Origin of the sequence: Thioalkalivibrio halophilus (assembly GCF_001995255.1) — a bacterium.
GTDB classification, from domain to species: Bacteria; Pseudomonadota; Gammaproteobacteria; order Ectothiorhodospirales; family Ectothiorhodospiraceae; genus Thioalkalivibrio; species Thioalkalivibrio halophilus.
Map to the genome: position 1 here is coordinate 1 of NZ_MUZR01000016.1, position 19,766 is coordinate 19,766.

A 19,766-nucleotide genomic window follows, 5' to 3' on the forward strand; every position below is an offset into this window, starting at 1 on the left:
TCATCGACGGCATCGAGCAGACCGAACCGACCAACGACGAGGAATCCTCCATCACCGACCGGAGCGCCGCCTGAACCAGCGATCACTCATACACCAGACTTGACCATAACTCCGCCGGGGCCCGCCTGCCCCCCTATGCCGGATCGGGCGCACAGCGGACCTGGTTCCGCCCGCCTTCTTTCGCCTCGTACAGGGCCTCGTCCGCGCGCAGGAGCAGCTGACGGCGCCGGTCGTCCGCCTCGTCACCCCCCGTGACCGGCCGCTCCCCGGCGACGCCCACGCTCAGGGTCACGTGCGCGGCGGCCTCGGACTGGCTGTGTTCCAGACCCAGGGCCTCCACGGATGTACGCAGGCGCTCGGCGAAATCGCGGGCATCGCTCTGTTCGGCTCCCGGGAGAACCGCCACGAATTCCTCGCCGCCGTAGCGGGCGACCAGGTCGGAACTGCGGCGCGGGGTCTCGTCCAGGGCACGCCCGACTTCCTTGAGCACCCGGTCACCGGCCTCGTGGCCGTAGTGGTCGTTGAAGGGCTTGAAGTAGTCGATGTCCATCAGGACCACGGCGATGGGCAGCGACTCCCGACTCGCCCGGTCCCACTCGCGGGAATAGTGTTCGTCGAAATGACGCCGATTTGGGATCCCGGTCAGACCATCCATGTAGGAATACCGGAACAGCCGCTCGTTGGCCGCAGCCAGATCACGCGCCAGTTCGCCCAGCTGGAGATGCGTGCGGATGCGCGCCAGGGCCACGGGGAAGTCCACCGGTTTGGTAACGTAGTCATTGGCCCCGGCATTGAGCGCCTGAACGATGCTGTCGCTGTTGTACAGTCCGGTCACCATGATCACCGGCAATTCGGTCGGGCCGTACTTGCGGCGCACCCGGTCCAGCACCTCCTGGCCATCCATGTCCGGCATGACCACGTCCAGCAGGATCAGGTCGAAGTTTTCATCACCCAGCCGGGCCAGGGCGTGGAAGCCGCTGGTCACCGCCGACACGCGATACCCCTCGCGCTCCAGACGCCGGGCGAGAATCTCGAGGTTGGAACGATTGTCGTCGACCACCAGGATCCGCGGCGCGTCTTCCGGCGCTTCCCCGGGCGGGGCGTCGGATGAAGCGCCCGTGGCATCGCCGGGCCCGGAGGCCTCGGGGCCGGGATCGGGATCGGCAAGACGCGTACGACTGCCGGCACGCACCATATCGGCCAGATGGTTGATGGCGTCTCCGATCTTGTCGAGATCTCCGTGCAGGCTCCCGGCCCCGGCCTCCGGAACTGCGGCGCGGACATCGGAATGCAGCCGGGTCAGATCGGACAGCACGTCGGTCCATTCGGCAAACTGGTCTTCCAGCGGCGGCCCGCCTTCCTCCGGAGTGCGAATGCGATTGACCTGCTCGAGGAGCTCGTGGGCCTTCTGCACCAGGGCGCTCAGCTGCTGCCCCGAACCACCATCGATGCCCGCATCCTCCAGGTCTTCCTGGACCATCTCGGCGTAACCGATGATGTGGTTCACCGGCGTGCGCAGGTCATGGCGGATATTGGTGTTCGCCGCGTTCATTGCCCGAGATCCGTGTTGCTGGCGGAGGCATGGCGGTCAACGTGGGAATGGATGGCCGCCAGCAGGTCGTCACGACTGACGGCCCCCTTCTGGAAGATATCTTCTACCCGCTCGAGAAGCCGGCCGCGTTCCGCGGCGGAAAGATCCCGGGCAGTAAGCACCAGCACCGGAATCTCGCCCCAGCGCTCGTGACGCTGCAGCTGGTCGAGAAAGGCGAAACCATCCATGCCCGGGAGCATCAGGTCGAGCAGGATGAGATCGACCCGGCCGTCCCGTTCCTCGAGACGGCGCAGCCCCGCCTGGCCGTCCTCGGCCTCGATCACCCGGCTGCCCTCGCAGTCGAGCTGGCGGCGGATCATTTCGCGGGTCTCGGCATCGTCCTCGACCACCAGGACCGTGCAGGTACAGCCGCAGCCCGGCGATCGTTCGCAGGTCTCCGGGGTTGCGCCCCAGGCGCAGGGCGGGGGCATCTGCCGACCGACGGCCTCGAGCAGGTAATGCCGTTCTACGGGCTTGGTGACATAGTCGGCCGCCCCCAGCATGAACCCCATATCCCGGTCGCGCAGCATGCTCAGCATGATGACCGGGATGTCGCGGGTGTCGGGGTCGTTTTTCAGCGCGGTCATCACCGCCCAGCCGTCCATGGCGGGCATCATCACGTCCAGGGTGATCAGGTCCGGGCGCTGCTCGCGGGCCAGGCGCAGCCCCTCCTCGCCTCCGGTGGCCAGCGTCACTTCGTAGCCTTCCGTGGCAAGGCTGCGCCGGATCAGGTCGCGCACGCTGGCATCGTCGTCGATCACCAGCACATGCCCGGGGCGGCAGCTTCGCGCGGACGGTGGTGCCACCGCGGCGGAGCCGGAGGCATCCCGGCCGGCGTCGGGTACCTCACCCTGCAGCGGCAGGCGCACCACGAAGGTCGAGCCCTCACCGGGTTCGCTGCTGACCTCGATGTCACCGCCCATCATCCGGGCGAAATGCCGGCTGAGGGAGAGTCCGAGGCCCGTACCGCCGTACTTGCGCGTGGTGGACGCATCGGCCTGGGTGAACGGCTGGAACAGGCGCGCGAGCTGCTCCTCGGTAATGCCGATCCCGGTATCCCGGATTTCGAACTCGAGCGCAGCATCCTCGCCGTCCCGGACGGCCAGGCGGATCTCGCCATGGTCGGTGAACTTGGCGGCATTCGACAGCAGGTTGAACAGGATCTGCCGCAGCTTGGTCAGGTCCGCATGGATGGTCTCGTGTCGCGTCCCGTTCTCGAGCCTCAGCTCGTTGCCCCGCGACTCGACCAGGGGGCGTACGGTCGCGAGCACCTGGTCAATCTCGGGGGCCAGACTGAAATCCTCGAGATAGAGATCCATGCGCCCGGCCTCGATCTTGGAGATGTCGAGGATGTCGTTGATCAGGGACAGCAGATGGCGACCGGCACTGATGATCTTGTCCGCGTCACCGGCGAGCTCGCCGACACCCGCATCCCCGGCCTCCTCGCTGAGGATTTCGGCGTAACCGATGATGGCGTTCAGCGGGGTGCGCAATTCATGGCTCATGTTGGCGAGGAAGGCGCTCTTGGCCTGATTGGCGGCCTCGGCGGCCTCCCGCGCCTGGCGGATCTGTTCCACCGCCTCGTGCTGACGGGTCACGTCGGCCATGGTGCCGATGGTCCCCACCGTGTTCCCGTCGCGGTCGGTCGACCGCGCCATGCGCACGTCCATCCAGCGCACGCTGCCGTCCTCACAGGTGATGCGCAGGGTCTCGGCGCAGTCCGCGGTGCTGCCTTCCATGAACGGCGCGCAGCGGGCCAGCCCCTTGTCGCGGTCCTCGGAATGCAGGATCTCGATCCAGTCGCGGCCCAGACAGCGGGCGGCGGGAATCCCCGTAATGCGCTCCCAGGCCGGGTTAAGCATCACGATCCGGCGCTCCCCGTCGGTCTCGAAGAGGATCTCCTGGACGTTGTCGAAGACCCGGCGCAGCCGTTCCTCCGAATCCGTCAGCCGGTGATTGGCCTGTTCCAGCTGCACCATGCGCTCGCGCGCAGTGGATTCCAGAGCGGCGTTGCGCTCGAACAGCGAGAAGCTGTCGCCCGCATCGTCCACCGCCCGTTCCACCCGGCGCATCAGTGCGGCGATGATGCGGTCCTTGCGCTCGAGCTCCGCTTCCAGCTCCCGGATGCGGTGTTCCTGATCAGCTTTCATCGTTCCCCAGCATGACCCCGGTCAGGGTCTGGTTGACGTGCAGTCCGCGGAACTGCTCGCCGTAGGTATTGAATCCGATCAACGGCAGGCCGCGCAGCGCCTCCGAACCGGCCTCCAGGGCATCGAGGCCGGTCAGTTCCAGGCGCCGGAAGATGCAGTCGCAGGCCAGCAGGAAGCGGGGCTCGCCATGGGTGTCGCGCAGCCGGTCGAAGCTCTCGCGGATGCTCCGGGCCAGATCCACTCCCCTCCCGAGCGCCAGCACCAGACCATCGTCGATCGCGCAGTAGAAGGTGAGACTGCCATCGGGGAGAGCCTGCTGAATGGAGCGCACATACCATTCCCCGCCGACCCGCAGCATCACCGGGTGGCGCGCGAACACATGGCCGTCCAGCTCGGCGGGATCCACCCCCACCGCACGCGCGTAGGCCTCGGCCGCGGGCATGCCGTCGATTTCGTGGACCTTGCGTGACGCCGGATCGGCGGCGGTCGTGACCATGCGGATGTCGGTGGGCTCGAAATGCTGAAACCGGAACAGATGGAACGGATGGCCGGAATCGAACATCGCAACGACCGCCGCGCCCTCGTGGAAGGCCCCGTCGTGATACACCGCGGTACCCTCGAAGTGCATTTCGTCACCCGCCGAACCGCCGAACAACCCCACTCCGTGAAGACTGCCATGCAGCGTGGCGGCCACCGCCTCCTCCTGCATGGACAGGCCGTCGATCAGCAGCAGTGCGAACTGGCGTTCCGGGTCAAGGCCGTCCGTGGCCACCTCGTCCACCAGCGTCTGAACGGTTTCCGTGGACCGGGTCGCGTCAAAATCGTCCAGCGGCGCGATCAGGCGGGTGGCCACCCGCAGACGCGGCGAGCGGATCGAAGCCCCGGTCACGCTGCCGGCCACGTAGCCCGTGGAGCCGCTCAGCTCGCCGGCCGTGGTGCAGGCCACCACCGGGCGGCCAGCGAACGCCCGGGCAATGGCCCGGCCCAGGGCGTTGCGGTCATAGCGCGCGGAACAGAAGAGAAAGACCACCGAGGCGTCGGCGGCATCGAGTCCGGCGGCCACCTCGGCAATCGCTTCGTGCGGGTCGTCGGCGTGGCTGGAGGCCTGGCGGACGTCCGGCCCGACACCCGTGCTCATGCGGAGGCTCCGGCGCCATCCAGGTATGCATGGATCTTTTCCAGCAACCGCGGCATCTCCACCGGTTTGGTGTCGAAGTCATCGCATCCCGCCTCGAGGGCCTTCTCGCGATCACCCGTCATCGCATGCGCCGTGAGGGCGATGATCGGGATGACGGCCGTATCCGCCTCCCCCTTGAGCGTCCGGCTGGCTTCCCAGCCATCCATCACCGGCAGGCTCATGTCCATCAGGATCAGATCGGGGCGTTCGTCCCGCGCCAGCTGCACCCCCGTCGCACCATCCTCGGCAGTGGTCACCTCGAAGCCCTTGCGGGTCAGGCGCCGCGACAGCATGTCGCGGTTCATCTCGTTGTCTTCGACCAGAAGGATCCGGTTGCCCATGGCTGCTCTCGCTCTCAGTAATTGACCGACAGGGTCATCTGCACGCGGCGCTCGACTTCGGGCGCGGCGCTTTCGCGGTGGCTGGAAGTGTTGAAGCCCTGCGCCGACAGTGCAAGCGAAGCGTTGTCGGTGAACTGGTACCCGATCCGCCCGCTGAACAGGGTGTAGCTCGGAACATCCACTTCACGCATCTCGAACGGGCTTCCACCGCTTTCCAGCAGGGAGTATCCACTCACGTAGTTGCCGTAGAGATCAAACTCCCACGGGCCGGTAGCGTAACCCAGACGGGCGTTGATCTTGTGCCGCGAGCTGCTGTCCTCGTAGTCGATGGCCTTGACCGGGCTCCCGTCCGGCCCGTAGACGGAATCGTCGAGGTCATCGTTGACGCGCAGGTATGCATAGCTACCCTCCATGATCCAGTTGCGCGTGGTCCGGCTCAGACCGACCTCGAAGCCGCTGGCGGAGGAATCGCCCACGTTGGTGAACATCACGTAGGGGACCTGATCGACCATTGTGTCGGGGTAAATCCCCGGGACGCTCTTGAGGTCCTTGTTGCGGGTGTGAAAGACCGAGGTCTTGAGGCTGGCATCCCATTGCGGGATTTCCCGATCCCAGGTCAGCGCCACATTGGTGACACGGGTGGGCTCCACCTCGGGGCTGCCGGCACCCCCGGCGAGGTTGCCCATCTGGGTGATGCCGTAATCGTTGGGATCGAGCAGGAACATGAAGCTCCCCTCGATCATCGACGGCAGCTGGACCCCGCTGCCCGCCAGCAGACGGAAGGTGTCGTTGTCCGTGGCGCGGAAGACCAGACCGCTGTTCCAGCTGACCTCGTTGAGCGTAACGTCGTAGTCATCCTGCTCGTACAGCCAGGTATCGGGCAGCCTGCCACTGCGTCCCGAACTCAGTCGGTCGTAGCGCACGGCATTGTTCAGGGTCAGGCGCGGGGTCATCTGCCAGTCCCACATGCCGCCCGCAGCCCAGACGTCGTAACTCACCTTGCCGCCCTCGAACGGCAGGCTGTAGAGGACGTTGCGGCGGAACTCGCCGGTCATGCGAAAGGTGTGATCGCTGGCGGGCTTGATCAGGTTCTGGACGCGCGCAACGGTAATGCGGTTGTCGATCTGGGTGTCGCCGATGAACGCATTGTTCATGTCCACGTGGGTGACGTTCTGATAGGCCGTCGCCTCGATCAGGCCGAAGTCGGTGTCGGCTCCCAGGTTGACCCGCAGCGACTGGTTGTCGTACTTCGCCTGGGTCAGACCATAGAACGGCAGCAGGTTGGTCTGGTCCGTACGAACGGTAGTGGCTTCGATGCCCACCTGGGTCCGATCACTGACCTGGAAGAGGGTATCGACGGCCGCGTGCCGGCGGCGCGAACGATCGAGCCGAAAGGGTTCGTCCACCGGGTGCGCATCGGTGTCGAACTCGTCGGCACCGTAGCCGCCCAGCGAGACCCGGGCCCCGCCGACGTCCCCGAATTGCGCCGTGTGCGTGAGCGAAACCTCCTGATACCCGTGATTGCCGGCGCGCACGGTCACGTTGTTGTGATCGTCATAGAGCGGGCTGTAGGTGATGATGTTGACCACGCCGCCGACCGCGTTGAAACCGAACAGCGCCGCGTTGGGGCCCTTGACCACCTCGATCTGACGGATCTCGGAGAGATTGACCGGCAGTGCGCCCCAGCTGGTATAGCCGCAGTAGTCCTTGTAAACCTGGCGACCGTTGATCAGCACCAGCAGGCGCTGGGAATACGGGCGGTTATACCCGCGCACGGTGGCGTCTACCGCGGCGAAGCTGTGCCGCCAGACATCCACCCCCTGGACCTGGCGCAGCAGTTCCGGGATATCGGTCGCGCCGGAACGGCGGATATCTTCGGCGGAGATGATCTCCATGTCCGCCGGCACCTCGGTGCTGCGCTGAGGGGAGCCGGTCGCGCTGGTGGTCACCGGCTCCTGGAACAGATCTTCCAGCGCACCGTAGTCGATGGCCTGGGCCAGCGCCGGCGCGGGGACCATTCCCGCAGACAGCAGGGCAACGCCAACGGCGAGCGGGCGAACGCGAAAGTCGAAACCGGAAGGCAGGGGATTAAGGTTCATAACGGCGGCCATCATCGTTCGGTGATCATCATGCGGAAGGAGGATGCAAAGCCCACATCGCTTTCCCGGGCCGCCTCGCGGCTGACCACGATCTGGACCCGCGGCTGGCTCGCCACCGCCATCACGCAATAGCCCGCATCCACGCATGCCATGTCCGAAGCGATGGTGATCAGGCCGCGACGGCTCGCCGCACTGTAAACATCCGTGGCCTGGTCTCCGGCGAGTCCGTCGGCCAGCAGGACGGCTTCCTGGCGGTCCAGGGCCCCCAGCTCGTCGGCCGCCATCAGGGTCGGCACGAGACGGATCCGTCCCTGCGGACCACCGCCGCCCATGGCATCGGCCATGCGACGCGCATGAGCCTCGGAAGCGGAATCGCCGGCGGCGTAAACCACGGCTACGGGCATGTCACCCCTGGGTCGATGGTCCAGGAAGCTCAGGGCTCGGGTGGCCACGCGCAGGTCCCGGTCGGGATCGGCGACAGCAAGGGCCGGATATCCGAGTGCCAGTATCACGCCGCAGCAACAGGCGGCGGCCGTCAGTGTCAGGCGCCTTCTGCGCGCGTCTCTTGCTGCCACGTGACCTCCCGAGAGCGAGTCTTCATGCGTCGGTTCCGGCGGTTTCGGTTTCGGTTTCGGCGACGGCCGCACCGGCGGGAGCCTGCTCGCGGGCCAGCCGGTTCTTGATCATCTCCAGCAGGGTCCGCCGGTCGTACTGCCCCTTGCGCAGGACCCGGAGCGTTCGTTCCTGAAGCTGACGCGCCTCGTCCGGCTCCAGGTCCTTGGCGGTGATGACGACCACCGGCACATCACGCAGCTCGGGGTCCCCCTGCATGGCCTCGAGGACGCCGAAGCCGTCCAGGTTCGGCATCATCAGATCCAGCAGGAGCATCGAGGGGCGTTTTTTCCCCATGGACCCCAGCGCCTCGATGCCATCCCCCGCCGGTGCGGTCGCGATCCCTTCGCGGTCCAGGAGCCGTTCCAGGACGGCCCGGGCGTCGGGGTCGTCATCCACAACCAGAACGTGGTCACCATCGCCCGGTTTGCCATGACGGTTGATGATCTGCATCAAGTGACGCGTATCCACCGGCTTTGTGACCACGTTGCCCAGGGGCAGTGCATGGGCGGAGTCGCCGTCCTCGCGCTGACCCACCATGATCAGCGGGATCTCGGAAGCCCCGGGCATCTGCTTGAGCGTGGTCACCAGTGTCCAGCCGTTGCCCTGCTCCATCTGGCAGCCCACCGCGATCAGGTCCGGGTGCACCTCCTCGACCTTTTTCAGCGCCTCGTCCACGGTGCTGGCGAACACCACCGAGTAGCCTTCCTCCTCCAGCCCGCCACCGATCATGCGGTAGAGGTTCTCGTCCTGATCGAACAGCAGGAGGGTGCCGGTGCCCTCGCTCGGCTCCGGCGTCGACTCGCTGGAAACGCGCGGCAGTTCCACGGTGAAGGTGGATCCCGCACCCGGCTCGCTGCTGACGGTGACGTCGCCGCCCATCATCCGGGCGAAGTGACGGGTGATGGCGAGCCCCAGACCGGTGCCCCCGTACTTGCGGGTGGTGGAGGCATCGGCCTGGGAAAACGAACGGAACAGCCGGGCCATCTGATCCTCGCTGAGGCCGATCCCGGTGTCGCTCACGTGAAAACACAACCGGTCGGCCTCGGGGTCCGAGTCGTCCGGGTACGTCTCGATCTCCAGGCGGACCTCCCCGTTCTCGGTGAACTTGGCGGCGTTGGAGAGCAGGTTGAACAGGCACTGCCGCAGCTTGGTGACATCGGTATGCATGGTGCCGGCCCCCTCGGCACCCTCGACGACCAGCCGGTTCCCGTTCTTGCCCACCAGCGGCGTGACCATCGCCTCGACCTCGGAGGCGATCTGGCTGACTTCCTGGTCCTCCAGGTACAGCTGCATGCGGCCCGCCTCGATCTTGGAAATATCGAGGATGTCGTTGATAAGCATCAGCAGGTGGCGCCCCGCGGAGCGGATCTTGTCGAGGTCATCATCGAAGTCGCTGAAGCCCATGTCCTCGGCTTCCTCGAGGAGCATGTCGCTGTAGCCGATGATGGCATTAAGGGGAGTGCGCAGTTCATGGCTCATGTTGGCCAGGAATTCGGACTTCGCCCGCGTGGCGTCTTCGGCGCGTTCCTTGGCCTCGCGCATCGCGGCTTCGGCCTGCTTGCGGGCCGAGATGTCCAGCGCACTGAGCAGCAGGAGTTCACGCTCGCCCAGGGTGATCCGGCGTGCGGAGATCAGGGCCCAGAACGGGCTGCCGTCGGCCCGCCGCAGCTGCAGCTCGTGATGATCCAGGAAGGCCCCGCCGGCCAGGTTCTCCCGCAGCTCTTCCCAGTCCCGAGCGCTTTCGAACAGCATCCCGACATTCTCGATATCAGGCCCGAACAGATCGGTCAGGCGCCGATTGTGGCGCTCGATGACCCCCATGGCCGGTTCGCACAGCACCAGCGGGAGGGGTGTGGCATCGAACAGCTTCTCCAGCATCTCCTCGCGTCGGCGCACGGAGTCGATGAAGTAGTTCGCGGCCCGTCCGATGTCGCCGATCTCGTCGTTGCCCTCGACCGGAACCGAGGTGTTTTCGCCCCCGACACATCCGTTCATGCCGTGGTGCAGGAACTGCAGCCGGCGGACGACCCGACGGTTAACGTAATGGATGATCATCCCTGCCAGCAGGAGGCCGACGGCCATGGTGGTGGCGAGGACCGTCATGCGCTGATCCGAGAGCTCCTGCACCTCCTCCTGCCGCGTGATCACGCTGGTTTCCAGCTCGAAGGTGAGCATCGACAGCTCGCTGACCAGACGGCCGGCGCGGGCTCGCACCGTACCGAGCTCGGCCTGCACCGCCTCCGCCTGACGCAGTTGGCCTTCGCGCGTGGCCAGCAGTCCCGTGTCGCCGTGGACCAGCCGGCGCAGATCCGCGGTCAGCTGCCGGGCCTGCGGGCGCAGTGCCGGCGGCAGGTCTTCCGTCGCGCGGACGAGGATCTCGACGCGGTCCCTGGCCTGTTCGCGCAGCGGGGCCAGGTCTTCACGCGAGTCCACCGTCGCGGCCATGGCCAGACTCATGATCACCATGCCGGCGCGCCCCAGCCAGCTCGCCGGATAATCCGGGTCATCGCGCAGACGGCCAAGCCCGGTGCGCGCCTCGCGCAGATCGGCCAGGACCGACCGCGTGCGCTCCTCGTGGGCGGCATGTTCGTCCATTACCGCCTCCAGGGCACGCACCGAGCCCATCATGTCTTCGCGCAGGAAATCGAGTTCCTCGAGGGTTGCCGGGTCCACCTGGTTGCGCGGCATCTGTTCCAGCAGGGCACCGATATCGGCGTTGTAACGCTCGATTTCGGCAAAACCGGAAGCCCGCTCGGCCGGGTCTCCGGCCGTGAGCAGGCCAACCGACGTGGAGACGATCGCCTCGCTGCGCTGGACCAGATTCCCGGTCCCCATGAGCACCGGCACCTGTTCCGCCGCCAGCTCGTCAAAACTGCTCGCGAAGCGTTCGAAGGAAACGAGGGAAACGATACTCGCAACGACCGTGACGAGAGCGAGCCCGATCAGGCCGCCACGCAGGCGACTGGCAACTCCGAAGCGCATTGAAGCATCCCTCTGGATATCCATATGGCCCGTCCGGAACCATTCCCTGATCCGGAACGGGCGCTAATGCTGGCATGTTCCATGCGGGATTACACCCCCGAAGCGTGAGCCAGGCGTTAGCCGAGGTCAGAAACTGCGTTAAAAAGGACTCGCCGGGGCGGAGAACGGCAGGCGCGGTGCGGCGTGATAGGCTTCACAAAAACACGGTGAAAGCGGCGGGAAGAGAAAGCGATGAGCGAAATCATCTATCGCCTGGAACGCAGTGACGGCAGCGAGTGGTGCTATCGGGTGGATATCCACCGCTCGCGGGACCCGGCGCGCCACAATGACGAGGCCCATCCGGACTGGACCCGCCTGGAATGCCGACAGTGCGAAAACTGTCCGCTGAATGCGCGCACCGTGGAATACTGCCCGGCGGCCATCGAGTTCGCCGATATCGCCCGGCATTTCGCCGACAGCCCGTCGGTGGAACGCATCCGGGGCCGCGTGGACACCCCCGCACGCAGCTATCTGAAGGAATGTGATGTCCAGGAATTCCTGCGCTCGCTGTTCGGGCTGATCATGGCCTCGGGCGCCTGCCCGATCCTGTCGCGGCTGCGCCCGCTGGCGGAATTCCACCTGCCGTTCGCCACCCTCGAAGAAACGCTGTACCGCATGGCGGGGACGTATCTGGTCCGTCAGTATCTCGACCGCCGGGAGGGTGAAGCACCGGACTGGGACATGGAAGGGCTGCAGGAACTGCATCGCGAGCTGAATACGGTCAACCGTGCCCTGATGGAGCGGGTACGCCTGGCGTCGCGGCGCGACGCCAACATCAATGCCATGCAGAACTTTGTATCCATCACCACGATCGTCGAGATGGACATCGACGCGAGCATGAACCAGCTCCTGGGTACCCTGCGCCAGGGGCTCTGAACGCCGCGGGACTACTTCGCGTCGAGTTCCCAGACGCCGTCGCCGGCCTCACCCTGTTCCAGCAATCGCGTGCAGCGTTCGACGTAGCGTGCCGCGGGCGGGTCCCGGTCGGCAATGGTCGCGAACAGCGCTCGCGCCTGCTCCACCCGGCCCTGGCGCAGGGTCTGCAGCGCCCGGGCGAAGACCTCATAGCGCTCGGGAGCCGCATCCAGGGCCAAGCGCGCGACCGGCTCATAGACCCGCACCGGCCGCGCCCGGCCGACCACGCGAATCTCGCCCAACTCGCGGCAGTAAAGCGTTTCGGGGAGCTTCCCTACGGTGCTCTCCGCGATCAGGGTGTACGTGCCGAAGACCTTGTTCGCCCCCTCCAGCCGCGCGGCCAGATTGACCGCGTCGCCGAGCATGGTGTAGTCGAAACGGGTACGCGACCCCATATTGCCGACCACTGCCTCGCCGGTGTTCACGCCGATACGCATCGCGAGATCGCGTCCGGCCCGCCCGCGCAGGCGCGGCGCCATGGCCGCCAGCCGGCGCTGACATTCGAGCGCCGCCTCCACCGCCCGCCGCGGATGGTCGGGGACATCCACCGGCGCGTTCCAGAAGGCGATGATCGCATCGCCCTCGTACTTGTCGATGGTGGCTCCACAGGCCGTGAGGATGTCGGTCATCTCCGTCAGGTACTCGTTGAGCAGCCGCGTGAGATCATCCGGTGACAGCCGCTCGCTGAGGCTGGTGAAGCCCTCCAGATCACTGAAGAAGATGGTGAGTTCGCGGCGCTCGCCCCCCAGTTTCAGGCGGTCGGGCTCCTCCAGCAGGCGTTCGATCACCTGCGGGCTGAGATACTGCGCGAAGGCCGCCTTGATGAAGCGGCGTTCACGGCCCTCGCGGGCATAGTTGTAGACCGCGGCCCCCACGGTCCCCGTCAGCCCGGCCACCAGCGGCACGGCCAGCGGCAGCCAGACCCCGCCGGCATGCGCAAAGCCGGACAGCAGCACCGGCGCCACCAGGGCAAATGCAATGGCCAGGGCCGTACTCGCACTGCTGCGCCCCAGCCCGGCGAGGAAGGCCGGCAGAAAGGCCAGCAGACCGACCAGCACCAGCGCCCGGGTGGCGTCGACCTCGCGCATGAAATTCTGCGTGGTCAGATTCTCCAGCATGGTCGCGTGGAACTCCACGCCGGGCGCACGCGGATCCAGCGGCAGCGGTCGCAGGTCGAACAGCCCGGCCGCCGACAGCCCCACCATCACATGCCGCCCTTCGAGTTCTGCAGGGTCGACCGGCGTGTCGGTGCCGGGGTCGGCGTCGGGGTCCGCCGCCAGCCGCAGTTCGCTCTGGATGACCGCGGCCGCCCGCAGCCGGGTACGTTCCGCACCCGGCCGCTCGAAGCGCAGGATCAGGCGGCCATCCGGGTCCAGCGGCACATGCCGTTCACCCACCCGCAGCGCCCGCCCGTCGTCCTCCAGCCGCAAACCGGGCGGCTCCTCCGATCCCGCGAGAAAGGCCGCCAGCCCCAGTCCGGGTACCAGCTCCCCGTCGAAGCGGGTCACCGGCGGGAGCCGGCGGTAGACCCCGTCGGGATCCGGGGTAACGTGCACGTTGCCCATGCGCGCCGCCGACTGCGCAAGCTCGGTCACCGGGAAGGTCGCGCGGGAAAACGCGGGGAAGGGGTCGCCCCCGGTCCCTTCCACTTCCACCGTCGCGGACGACACGGGCGCGTCCTGCGGGAACCGGTCGTGGCGGGCAGCCTCCTCGCCGTACAGCGCGGCGAACACCGTCGGACCAAAATCCGCGGCGGCCCGTGCGAACCGGCGATCATCATGCACTCCGAAGCGGGAATCGTCGGTATACAGGACATCAAAGGTCAGCGAGGCGGCCCCCGCACGACGGGCGAAATCGGCGATCACCGCCGGGTACTCGCGCGGCCATGGCCAGCCCTGGCCCTGGGTATCCAGCGCCCACTCGAGGCTCTGCTCGTCGACCAGGATCAGCACGACCTCGTCGTCCGCGTCCGGAGCCATGAGCCCGGCCAGCAGACGCGCCTGCAGGTCGTAGGCGGCCCGCTCCGGACCGTCGAGCCAGCCCGACTGCTCCGCCACCAGGGCCAGCAGGACCGCCAGCAGCCCGATCATCAGGGCCCGCCGGAAACGGCCTCCGGAGCGGGAGTTTGCGGCCATCCGGGGAAGCGGTCAGAGGGCCGCGCGGAAACGCGAGAACCGTTCGGCCCGGGCCTCGCTGCGCGAGTCCGCCGGCTCCAGCCCCAGCTCCGCGATGCGACTGGAGGGCGATGGATGGGTGCGGGCGAAGCCGGGACCCTGCGGATCCCATTCGTCATCCATGCGCTCCAGTACGCGGCTCAGCGCCTCGGGGCGATAGCCGGTGCGCTCGAGGATGGCCACCGCCCCGTCGTCCGCCTCGCGCTCGAACTCGCGCGAATAGCCGTTCACGAACAGGGTCCGGGTGATGTCATCGATGGAATCCTCGAAGATGTCCGTCAGCTCGCGCAGATCATCGTCCCCCGCCAGCTGCGCCCCGGTCAGCGCCGCACTGGTGAGCGCCGCGGTCACGCGCGAGCTGCGGATCGCCTGCAGGCCGTGGCGCTCCTGCACATGCGCGATCTCGTGCGCGAGGATGGCCGCCAGTTCGTCCTCGGTCTGCGCCAGCCGGGCCATGCCGCGGGTGATGAAGATATGCCCGCCCGGGGTGGCGAAGGCATTAAGCTCGTCGGAATCCAGCAGGCGGAAGGAATACCCCTGGTAGAGGCTCGGGCGCTCCGAGTGCAGGGCCAGGACCCCGCCCAGGTTGTTCAGGTACGCCTGTGCCGCAGGATCATCAAGGACCGCGTAGTCCTCCAGCACCCGGGCCGCCACGGCGCGGCCGATGAAATATTCCTGCTCCGGGGTGAAATCCTCCATGCTGCGCTCCGCCAGCTCACCGGTCTGGCGCAGGCTTTCGGCCTGCCGCGCATCCAGCACGCCGGTCCGGGTCCCCAGCTCGGCACCTACCGAAGCAACCCCGCGACAACCCGCCAGCAGCGCCAGCGACAGCACCAGGAACACCGGCAGCAGCAGGCAGGATCCATTGCGTACTCGCATCACTCACCCCCCGGCAGATGCAGCTCGCCCTGCTCGAGGAACGCCCTCAGATCCTCGGGATCCGCTCCCCCGGCTTCCATCCGGTCGACCGGGGCAAAGGACAGGCCGCGCTCACTGCGATAGCGCTCTTCCACCTCCTCGTTGAATCCGCGCCCGGCCAGCGCGATCTCGTCGCGGTCCGCGTCGCGTTCAACGTCGTCCCCGTCCCCCGTCAGGATCACCGGATCCCGGCTCAGCGCGGACGGGTGCAGCCAGCCCTCCTCGCCGGCCTCGCTGCGCACCCGCAGGAATCCCTCGCGGCGGTCACGCACCTCGACCCGGGTCCCGTAATCAAGATGCCCGCGTATCGCGGTCAGATGTCCGGGCGCCTCGCGCAGCTCGGCCGAGCGCACGGCCACGTCCCCGGGATCGCCGCGCTCGAAGGCCAGCGCGACGGAGCCGGCACCGGCGACGGCCAGGACGAGAAACAGCACCGGGAGGGTTCGGATTCGCAACATGGAAGGACCTCGGCCGTGAGTGATTGCCCGCATCGGAAAACCCGACGGACAATGGACATTCTTCCTACCGAAGCGGCCCCGCGGCGTCAAGCCGCCAGTACACGCCGGCAGGGGCGCCCGACGATGCCCCGGTACGGCGATGCGGACGCGGTGGGGGGATCGGTGACTCACACCTCGCGGTAGATCTTCGCGCCTTTGTCGACAAACTCGACGGCCTTCTCCTGCATGCCCTTTTCCAGCGCCTCCTGTTCCGAAAGCCCCTGGGCCGCGGCGTAGTCGCGCACGTCCTGGGTGATCTTCATCGAGCAGAAGTTCGGGCCGCACATGGAGCAGAAGTGGGCGACCTTGTGCGCGTCCTTGGGCAGGGTCTCGTCGTGGAATTCGCGCGCGCGTTCCGGGTCCAGCGCCAGGTTGAACTGGTCCTCCCAGCGGAACTCGAAGCGCGCCTTGGACAGCGCGTTGTCCTGCAGCTGCACGCCGGGAAAGCCCTTGGCGAGATCGGCCGCATGGGCCGCAATCTTGTAGGTGATAATGCCGTCGCGCACGTCCTGCTTGTTGGGCAGGCCCAGATGCTCCTTCGGCGTCACGTAGCAGAGCATCGCGGTGCCGTACCAGCCGATGTTGGCCGCGCCGATGCCGGAGGTGATGTGGTCGTAGGCCGGGGCGATATCGGTGACCAGCGGGCCGAGGGTGTAGAACGGCGCCTCGAAGCAGTCTTCCAGCTCCTTGTCGACGTTCTCCTTCACCTTCTGCAGCGGCACATGACCGGGCCCCTCGATCATCACCTGCACGTCGTGTTCCCAGGCCTTCTGCGTCAGCTCGCCGAGGGTCTCCAGCTCGCCGAACTGCGCGGCGTCGTTGGCGTCGGCCAGGCATCCGGGGCGCAGACCGTCACCCAGCGAGAAGGAGACGTCGAACGCCTGCATGATCTCGCAGATCTCGTCGAAGTGCGTATAGAGGAAGTTCTCCTCGTGATGCGCCAGGCACCACTTGGCCATGATCGAGCCACCACGCGAGACGATGCCGGTCACCCGATCGGCGGTCAGCGGCACGTACTGCAGGCGCACGCCGGCGTGGATGGTGAAGTAGTCCACGCCCTGTTCGGCCTGCTCGATCAGGGTGTCGCGGAACAGCTCCCAGGTCAGGTCCTCGGGCTTGCCGTCGACCTTCTCCAGCGCCTGGTAAATCGGCACGGTGCCGATCGGCACCGGCGAGTTGCGCAGGATCCACTCGCGGGTCTCGTGGATGTTCTTGCCGGTGGACAGGTCCATCAGGGTGTCGCCGCCCCAGCGCGCGGACCACACCAGCTTCTCGACCTCCTCCTCGATCGAGGAGGAGACCGCCGAGTTGCCGATGTTGGTGTTGACCTTCACCCGGAAGTTACGGCCGATGATCATCGGCTCCAGCTCCGGGTGGTTAATGTTGGCCGGGATGATCGCGCGGCCGCGGGCGATCTCGTCGCGCACGAACTCGGGGGTGATTTCATCCGGGATGGAGGCACCGAACGACTCGCCGGCGTGCTGGCGCAGCAGCTTCTTGTAGCGCGGATCCGCGCGCAGCTCCTGCAGGCGGTTGTTCTCGCGGATGGCGACGAATTCCATCTCCGGGGTGATGATCCCCTGGCGGGCATAGTGCATCTGCGAGACGTTCGCCCCGGACTTCGCGCGGCGTGGCGCCCGGATGTGCTCGAAGCGCAGGGTGGCCAGTTCCGGATCGGCGGCGCGGGCGCGGCCGTATTCGGAGCTGGGGCCGTCGAGCCACTCGGTGTCGCCGCGTTCGTCGATCCACGCACCGCGCAGGTCCGCCAGCCCGCGGGTCAGATCGATGGTCGCCTCGGGGTCGGTGTACGGACCGGAGGTGTCGTAGACCGGGATCGGCGGGTTCTCCTCGGGCGTGCCGGAGGTCATCGTCGGCGTCTGCGCGACCTCGCGATACGGCACGCGGATATCCGCACGCGAACCCCCGACGTAACGCTTCCCGGAGTTCGGGAACGGGCGGGTGACGTCCGCGGAGACTTCGGCGGTCTTGCGGGCAAACGACTCGGGGATGGCGCTCATGATCGGACCTCTGCTGCGACGCGTGAGGCGAAGGGAGCGCGGGCAGGGCGATCGCGGGGTGCAGACACCCCGGGTACAGCAGACCGTTGACCGAGCTTCCCTCCGCCGGTGTTAACCGGTTCAGGTTCAAGGGGACTCTCTCAGCCCGGTCGCCGCTCTCGACAACGGGGCACCCCCAGCTCACCTCCGAGTGTAACGCAGAGCCGTCCAGTAAGCACGGCGGGGCCGTTTGCGCTAGATTAATGGTCTGTGACACTCTTCGCGCCGCCATGAGCCCCAAGAACTTTGTCTTCGAACTGTTCGGCCGGTCCCCGGTGCGCCCGCTGCAGGCGCACATGGACAAGGTTCGTTCCTGCATCGCCGAACTGCCGCCCTTTATCGAGGCGGTCGGACGGGATGACTGGGAGGCCGCCCGCAGCCACCAGGAACGCATCGTCCAGCTCGAACACGACGCCGACCGCCTGAAGAAGGATCTGCGTCTGCACCTCCCCAAGGGGCTGATGCTGGCCATGTCTCGCCGCGACGTCCTCGACACCCTCCTCATCCAGGACCAGGTCGCCAACAAGGCCAAGGACATCGCCGGACTGATGCTGGGCCGGCAGATGCGCTTTCCCGACGACATGCAGGAGCCCGTGCAGCGGTTCCTGCAGCGCAGCGTGGATACCGTCGATCAGGCGGGGCGTGCGGTCAACGAGCTGGACGAACTGGTGGAAGCGGGCTTCCGCGGCCACGAAGTCGAGGTCGTGAACCGCATCCTGCAGAAGCTGGACGCCCTGGAACACGAAGCCGACGACGCGCAGCGCGAAGTCCGCGAGATGCTGTTCGCCCGGGAGACGGAGCTGCCGCCGGTGAGCGTCATGTTCATGTATCGCGTGATCGACTCCATTGGCGATCTCGCCGACCTGGCACAGCGCGTGGGCAGCCGCCTGCAGCTGATGCTGGCCAAGTAACCACCCGACACAAGACGAGGCTCGGGAGACGGCATGGAATACGGCATTGTGCTGCTCGCCCTCGCGGTTTTCTTTGGCCTGTTCATGGCCTGGGGCATCGGCGCCAACGACGTGGCCAATGCCATGGGGACCTCGGTGGGGTCACGGGCCCTGACCATTCGTCAGGCGGTGGTGGTCGCCGGAATCTTCGTGTTTGCCGGGGCCTGGCTGGCCGGGGGCGAGGTCACCCAGACCATCCGCAGCGGAATGGTCGATTCCGAGCTTCTCGCGGACAGTCCGGACTTGCTGGTATTCGGGATGCTGGCGGCCCTGGCGGCCGCCGGAACCTGGCTGATGGTTGCGTCGTATTTCGGCTGGCCGGTTTCGACCACGCATTCCATCATCGGCGCCATCATCGGTTTTGCCGTGGTCGGCCTGGGCTTCGAGGTAGTGCGCTGGGAACGGGTGGGCACTATCGCGATGTCCTGGGTGCTGTCGCCGATGATCGGCGGCGCGATCGCCTTTGCCCTGTTTCGCAGCATCCAGCTGCTGATCCTGGATACCGCCCAGCCGCTGAAAAACGCCCGACGCTGGGCACCGCTGTACATCTTCCTGACGGCCTTCGTCACCGCCCTGGTGACCATGTTCAAGGGCCTCACCCATGTCGGCCTGAACCTGACCACGGTACAGAGCTACAGCCTGGCGATCCTGATCAGCCTGGGCGTGGTGGCGGCCGGCATGCTGGCCATCCGCCGGCTGCGCTTCGAGGAGATCCCGGCAGACGAAAACGGCTCGCACTTCAGTGACGTCGAGAAGGTCTTCGGGGTGCTGATGGTGGTCACCGGCTGCGCCATGGCCTTTGCCCTGGGGTCCAACGACGTGGCCAACGCCGTGGGCCCGCTGGCCGCAGTGGTGGACGTCATCCAGACCGGCGAGGTGGACCCGGAGACGCTGGTCCCGATGTGGGTCCTGCTGCTGGGCGGGTTCGGGATCGTGTTCGGCCTGTTCACCTACGGCCACAAGGTGATCGCCACGGTCGGCACCGGGATCACTCAGCTCACCCCCAGTCGCGGCTATGCGGCCACCGCGGCCGCCGCCGCCACCGTAGTGCTGGCTTCCGGCACCGGCCTGCCGATCTCGACCACCCATACCCTGGTGGGCGCGATCCTCGGCGTGGGCCTGGCCCGCGGGATCGCCGCCATCGATCTGCGCCTGGTCCGCATGATCTTCATGTCCTGGATCGTGACTCTGCCGGCCGGCGCGATCCTGGCGATCGTGTTCTTCTTCGTGCTGCGCGGCCTGCTCGGCTGAAGCCCGGGCC

At 66.9% G+C, this 19,766-nt stretch carries 14 protein-coding genes and 1 riboswitch; of the genes, 3 read left to right on the forward strand and 11 right to left on the reverse strand.

Features of this window, described 5'->3' with window-relative positions; genetic code table 11:
* Positions 1-133: 133 nt before the first annotated feature.
* The 7 genes from B1A74_RS05600 to B1A74_RS05630 are packed head-to-tail and all read right to left on the reverse strand — an operon-like array spanning position 134 to position 10,955.
* Entirely contained in the window at positions 134-1,552 is a 1,419-nt protein-coding gene (locus B1A74_RS05600; protein WP_077244025.1) for a diguanylate cyclase, read from the reverse strand.
* Positions 1,549-3,741, reverse strand: a complete 2,193-nt coding sequence (locus B1A74_RS05605; RefSeq protein ID WP_077244026.1) for a hybrid sensor histidine kinase/response regulator — start codon at positions 3,739-3,741, stop codon at positions 1,549-1,551. Before B1A74_RS05605 ends, B1A74_RS05600 begins: the two co-directional genes overlap by 4 nt.
* The gene (locus B1A74_RS05610) at positions 3,731-4,879 is read right to left on the reverse strand and encodes an FIST N-terminal domain-containing protein (protein WP_077244027.1); all 1,149 of its coding nucleotides are present in this window, start codon (positions 4,877-4,879) and stop codon (positions 3,731-3,733) included. The genes B1A74_RS05605 and B1A74_RS05610 overlap by 11 nt, the downstream gene beginning before the upstream one ends.
* On the reverse strand, positions 4,876-5,259 hold the full coding sequence (locus B1A74_RS05615; RefSeq protein WP_018947303.1) for a response regulator: 384 nt from the start codon (positions 5,257-5,259) through the stop codon (positions 4,876-4,878). Before B1A74_RS05615 ends, B1A74_RS05610 begins: the two co-directional genes overlap by 4 nt.
* Before the next feature lie 14 nt (positions 5,260-5,273).
* Positions 5,274-7,358: a TonB-dependent receptor plug domain-containing protein gene (locus B1A74_RS05620; protein ID WP_244269174.1), complete on the reverse strand. Its 2,085-nt coding sequence runs from the start codon at positions 7,356-7,358 to the stop codon at positions 5,274-5,276.
* Between the two features lie 11 nt (positions 7,359-7,369).
* Positions 7,370-7,933 (reverse strand): hypothetical protein, encoded by a 564-nt coding sequence (locus tag B1A74_RS05625; protein WP_244269175.1) that lies wholly within the window; start codon positions 7,931-7,933, stop codon positions 7,370-7,372.
* Positions 7,934-7,955: 22 nt separating this feature from the next.
* Positions 7,956-10,955, reverse strand: coding sequence for an ATP-binding response regulator (locus B1A74_RS05630; protein ID WP_077244030.1), 3,000 nt, complete (start codon positions 10,953-10,955; stop codon positions 7,956-7,958).
* A 231-nt stretch (positions 10,956-11,186) separates the two neighbouring features.
* Here B1A74_RS05630 and B1A74_RS05635 point away from each other — a divergent pair, with 231 nt between their 5' ends.
* Complete coding sequence (locus B1A74_RS05635) at positions 11,187-11,870, forward strand: DUF6901 family protein (RefSeq protein ID WP_077244031.1); 684 nt, start codon at positions 11,187-11,189, stop codon at positions 11,868-11,870.
* A gap of 11 nt (positions 11,871-11,881) precedes the next feature.
* On the opposite strand, the gene B1A74_RS05640 is transcribed toward B1A74_RS05635, so the two are convergent.
* From B1A74_RS05640 to thiC, 4 genes are all read right to left on the reverse strand, one after another.
* Complete coding sequence (locus tag B1A74_RS05640) at positions 11,882-13,999, reverse strand: CHASE2 domain-containing protein (RefSeq protein WP_077244032.1); 2,118 nt, start codon at positions 13,997-13,999, stop codon at positions 11,882-11,884.
* A 57-nt stretch (positions 14,000-14,056) separates the two neighbouring features.
* The gene (locus tag B1A74_RS05645) at positions 14,057-14,962 is read right to left on the reverse strand and encodes a M48 family metalloprotease (RefSeq protein WP_077244033.1); all 906 of its coding nucleotides are present in this window, start codon (positions 14,960-14,962) and stop codon (positions 14,057-14,059) included.
* A complete protein-coding gene (locus tag B1A74_RS05650; protein WP_244269177.1) occupies positions 14,962-15,459 on the reverse strand; it encodes an SH3 domain-containing protein in 498 nt (165 codons plus the stop codon). Before B1A74_RS05650 ends, B1A74_RS05645 begins: the two co-directional genes overlap by 1 nt.
* 167 nt (positions 15,460-15,626) lie before the next feature.
* Complete coding sequence (thiC, locus tag B1A74_RS05655; RefSeq protein WP_077244034.1) at positions 15,627-17,516, reverse strand: phosphomethylpyrimidine synthase ThiC; 1,890 nt, start codon at positions 17,514-17,516, stop codon at positions 15,627-15,629.
* 80 nt (positions 17,517-17,596) lie between these two features.
* A riboswitch (TPP riboswitch) is annotated at positions 17,597-17,703 on the reverse strand.
* A gap of 82 nt (positions 17,704-17,785) precedes the next feature.
* Here thiC and B1A74_RS05660 point away from each other — a divergent pair.
* Entirely contained in the window at positions 17,786-18,466 is a 681-nt protein-coding gene (locus tag B1A74_RS05660) for a TIGR00153 family protein (protein ID WP_077244035.1), read from the forward strand.
* 33 nt (positions 18,467-18,499) lie between these two features.
* On the forward strand, positions 18,500-19,756 hold the full coding sequence (locus B1A74_RS05665; RefSeq protein ID WP_077244036.1) for an inorganic phosphate transporter: 1,257 nt from the start codon (positions 18,500-18,502) through the stop codon (positions 19,754-19,756).
* The last annotated feature ends 10 nt before the right edge of the window (positions 19,757-19,766 follow it).

What these genes read in the sequence shown, in the direction of transcription:
- B1A74_RS05600 (WP_077244025.1), bottom strand. Translation starts at nt 1,552, where the DNA reads ATGAACGCGGCGAACACCAATATCCGCCATGACCTGCGCACGCCGGTG.
- B1A74_RS05605 (WP_077244026.1), bottom strand. Translation starts at nt 3,741, where the DNA reads ATGAAAGCTGATCAGGAACACCGCATCCGGGAGCTGGAAGCGGAGCTC.
- B1A74_RS05610 (WP_077244027.1), bottom strand. Translation starts at nt 4,879, where the DNA reads ATGAGCACGGGTGTCGGGCCGGACGTCCGCCAGGCCTCCAGCCACGCC.
- B1A74_RS05615 (WP_018947303.1), bottom strand. Translation starts at nt 5,259, where the DNA reads ATGGGCAACCGGATCCTTCTGGTCGAAGACAACGAGATGAACCGCGAC.
- B1A74_RS05620 (WP_244269174.1), bottom strand. Translation starts at nt 7,358, where the DNA reads ATGAACCTTAATCCCCTGCCTTCCGGTTTCGACTTTCGCGTTCGCCCG.
- B1A74_RS05630 (WP_077244030.1), bottom strand. Translation starts at nt 10,955, where the DNA reads ATGCGCTTCGGAGTTGCCAGTCGCCTGCGTGGCGGCCTGATCGGGCTC.
- B1A74_RS05635 (WP_077244031.1), top strand. Translation starts at nt 11,187, where the DNA reads ATGAGCGAAATCATCTATCGCCTGGAACGCAGTGACGGCAGCGAGTGG.
- B1A74_RS05640 (WP_077244032.1), bottom strand. Translation starts at nt 13,999, where the DNA reads ATGATCGGGCTGCTGGCGGTCCTGCTGGCCCTGGTGGCGGAGCAGTCG.
- B1A74_RS05645 (WP_077244033.1), bottom strand. Translation starts at nt 14,962, where the DNA reads ATGCGAGTACGCAATGGATCCTGCCTGCTGCTGCCGGTGTTCCTGGTG.
- B1A74_RS05650 (WP_244269177.1), bottom strand. Translation starts at nt 15,459, where the DNA reads ATGTTGCGAATCCGAACCCTCCCGGTGCTGTTTCTCGTCCTGGCCGTC.
- thiC (WP_077244034.1), bottom strand. Translation starts at nt 17,516, where the DNA reads ATGAGCGCCATCCCCGAGTCGTTTGCCCGCAAGACCGCCGAAGTCTCC.
- B1A74_RS05660 (WP_077244035.1), top strand. Translation starts at nt 17,786, where the DNA reads ATGAGCCCCAAGAACTTTGTCTTCGAACTGTTCGGCCGGTCCCCGGTG.
- B1A74_RS05665 (WP_077244036.1), top strand. Translation starts at nt 18,500, where the DNA reads ATGGAATACGGCATTGTGCTGCTCGCCCTCGCGGTTTTCTTTGGCCTG.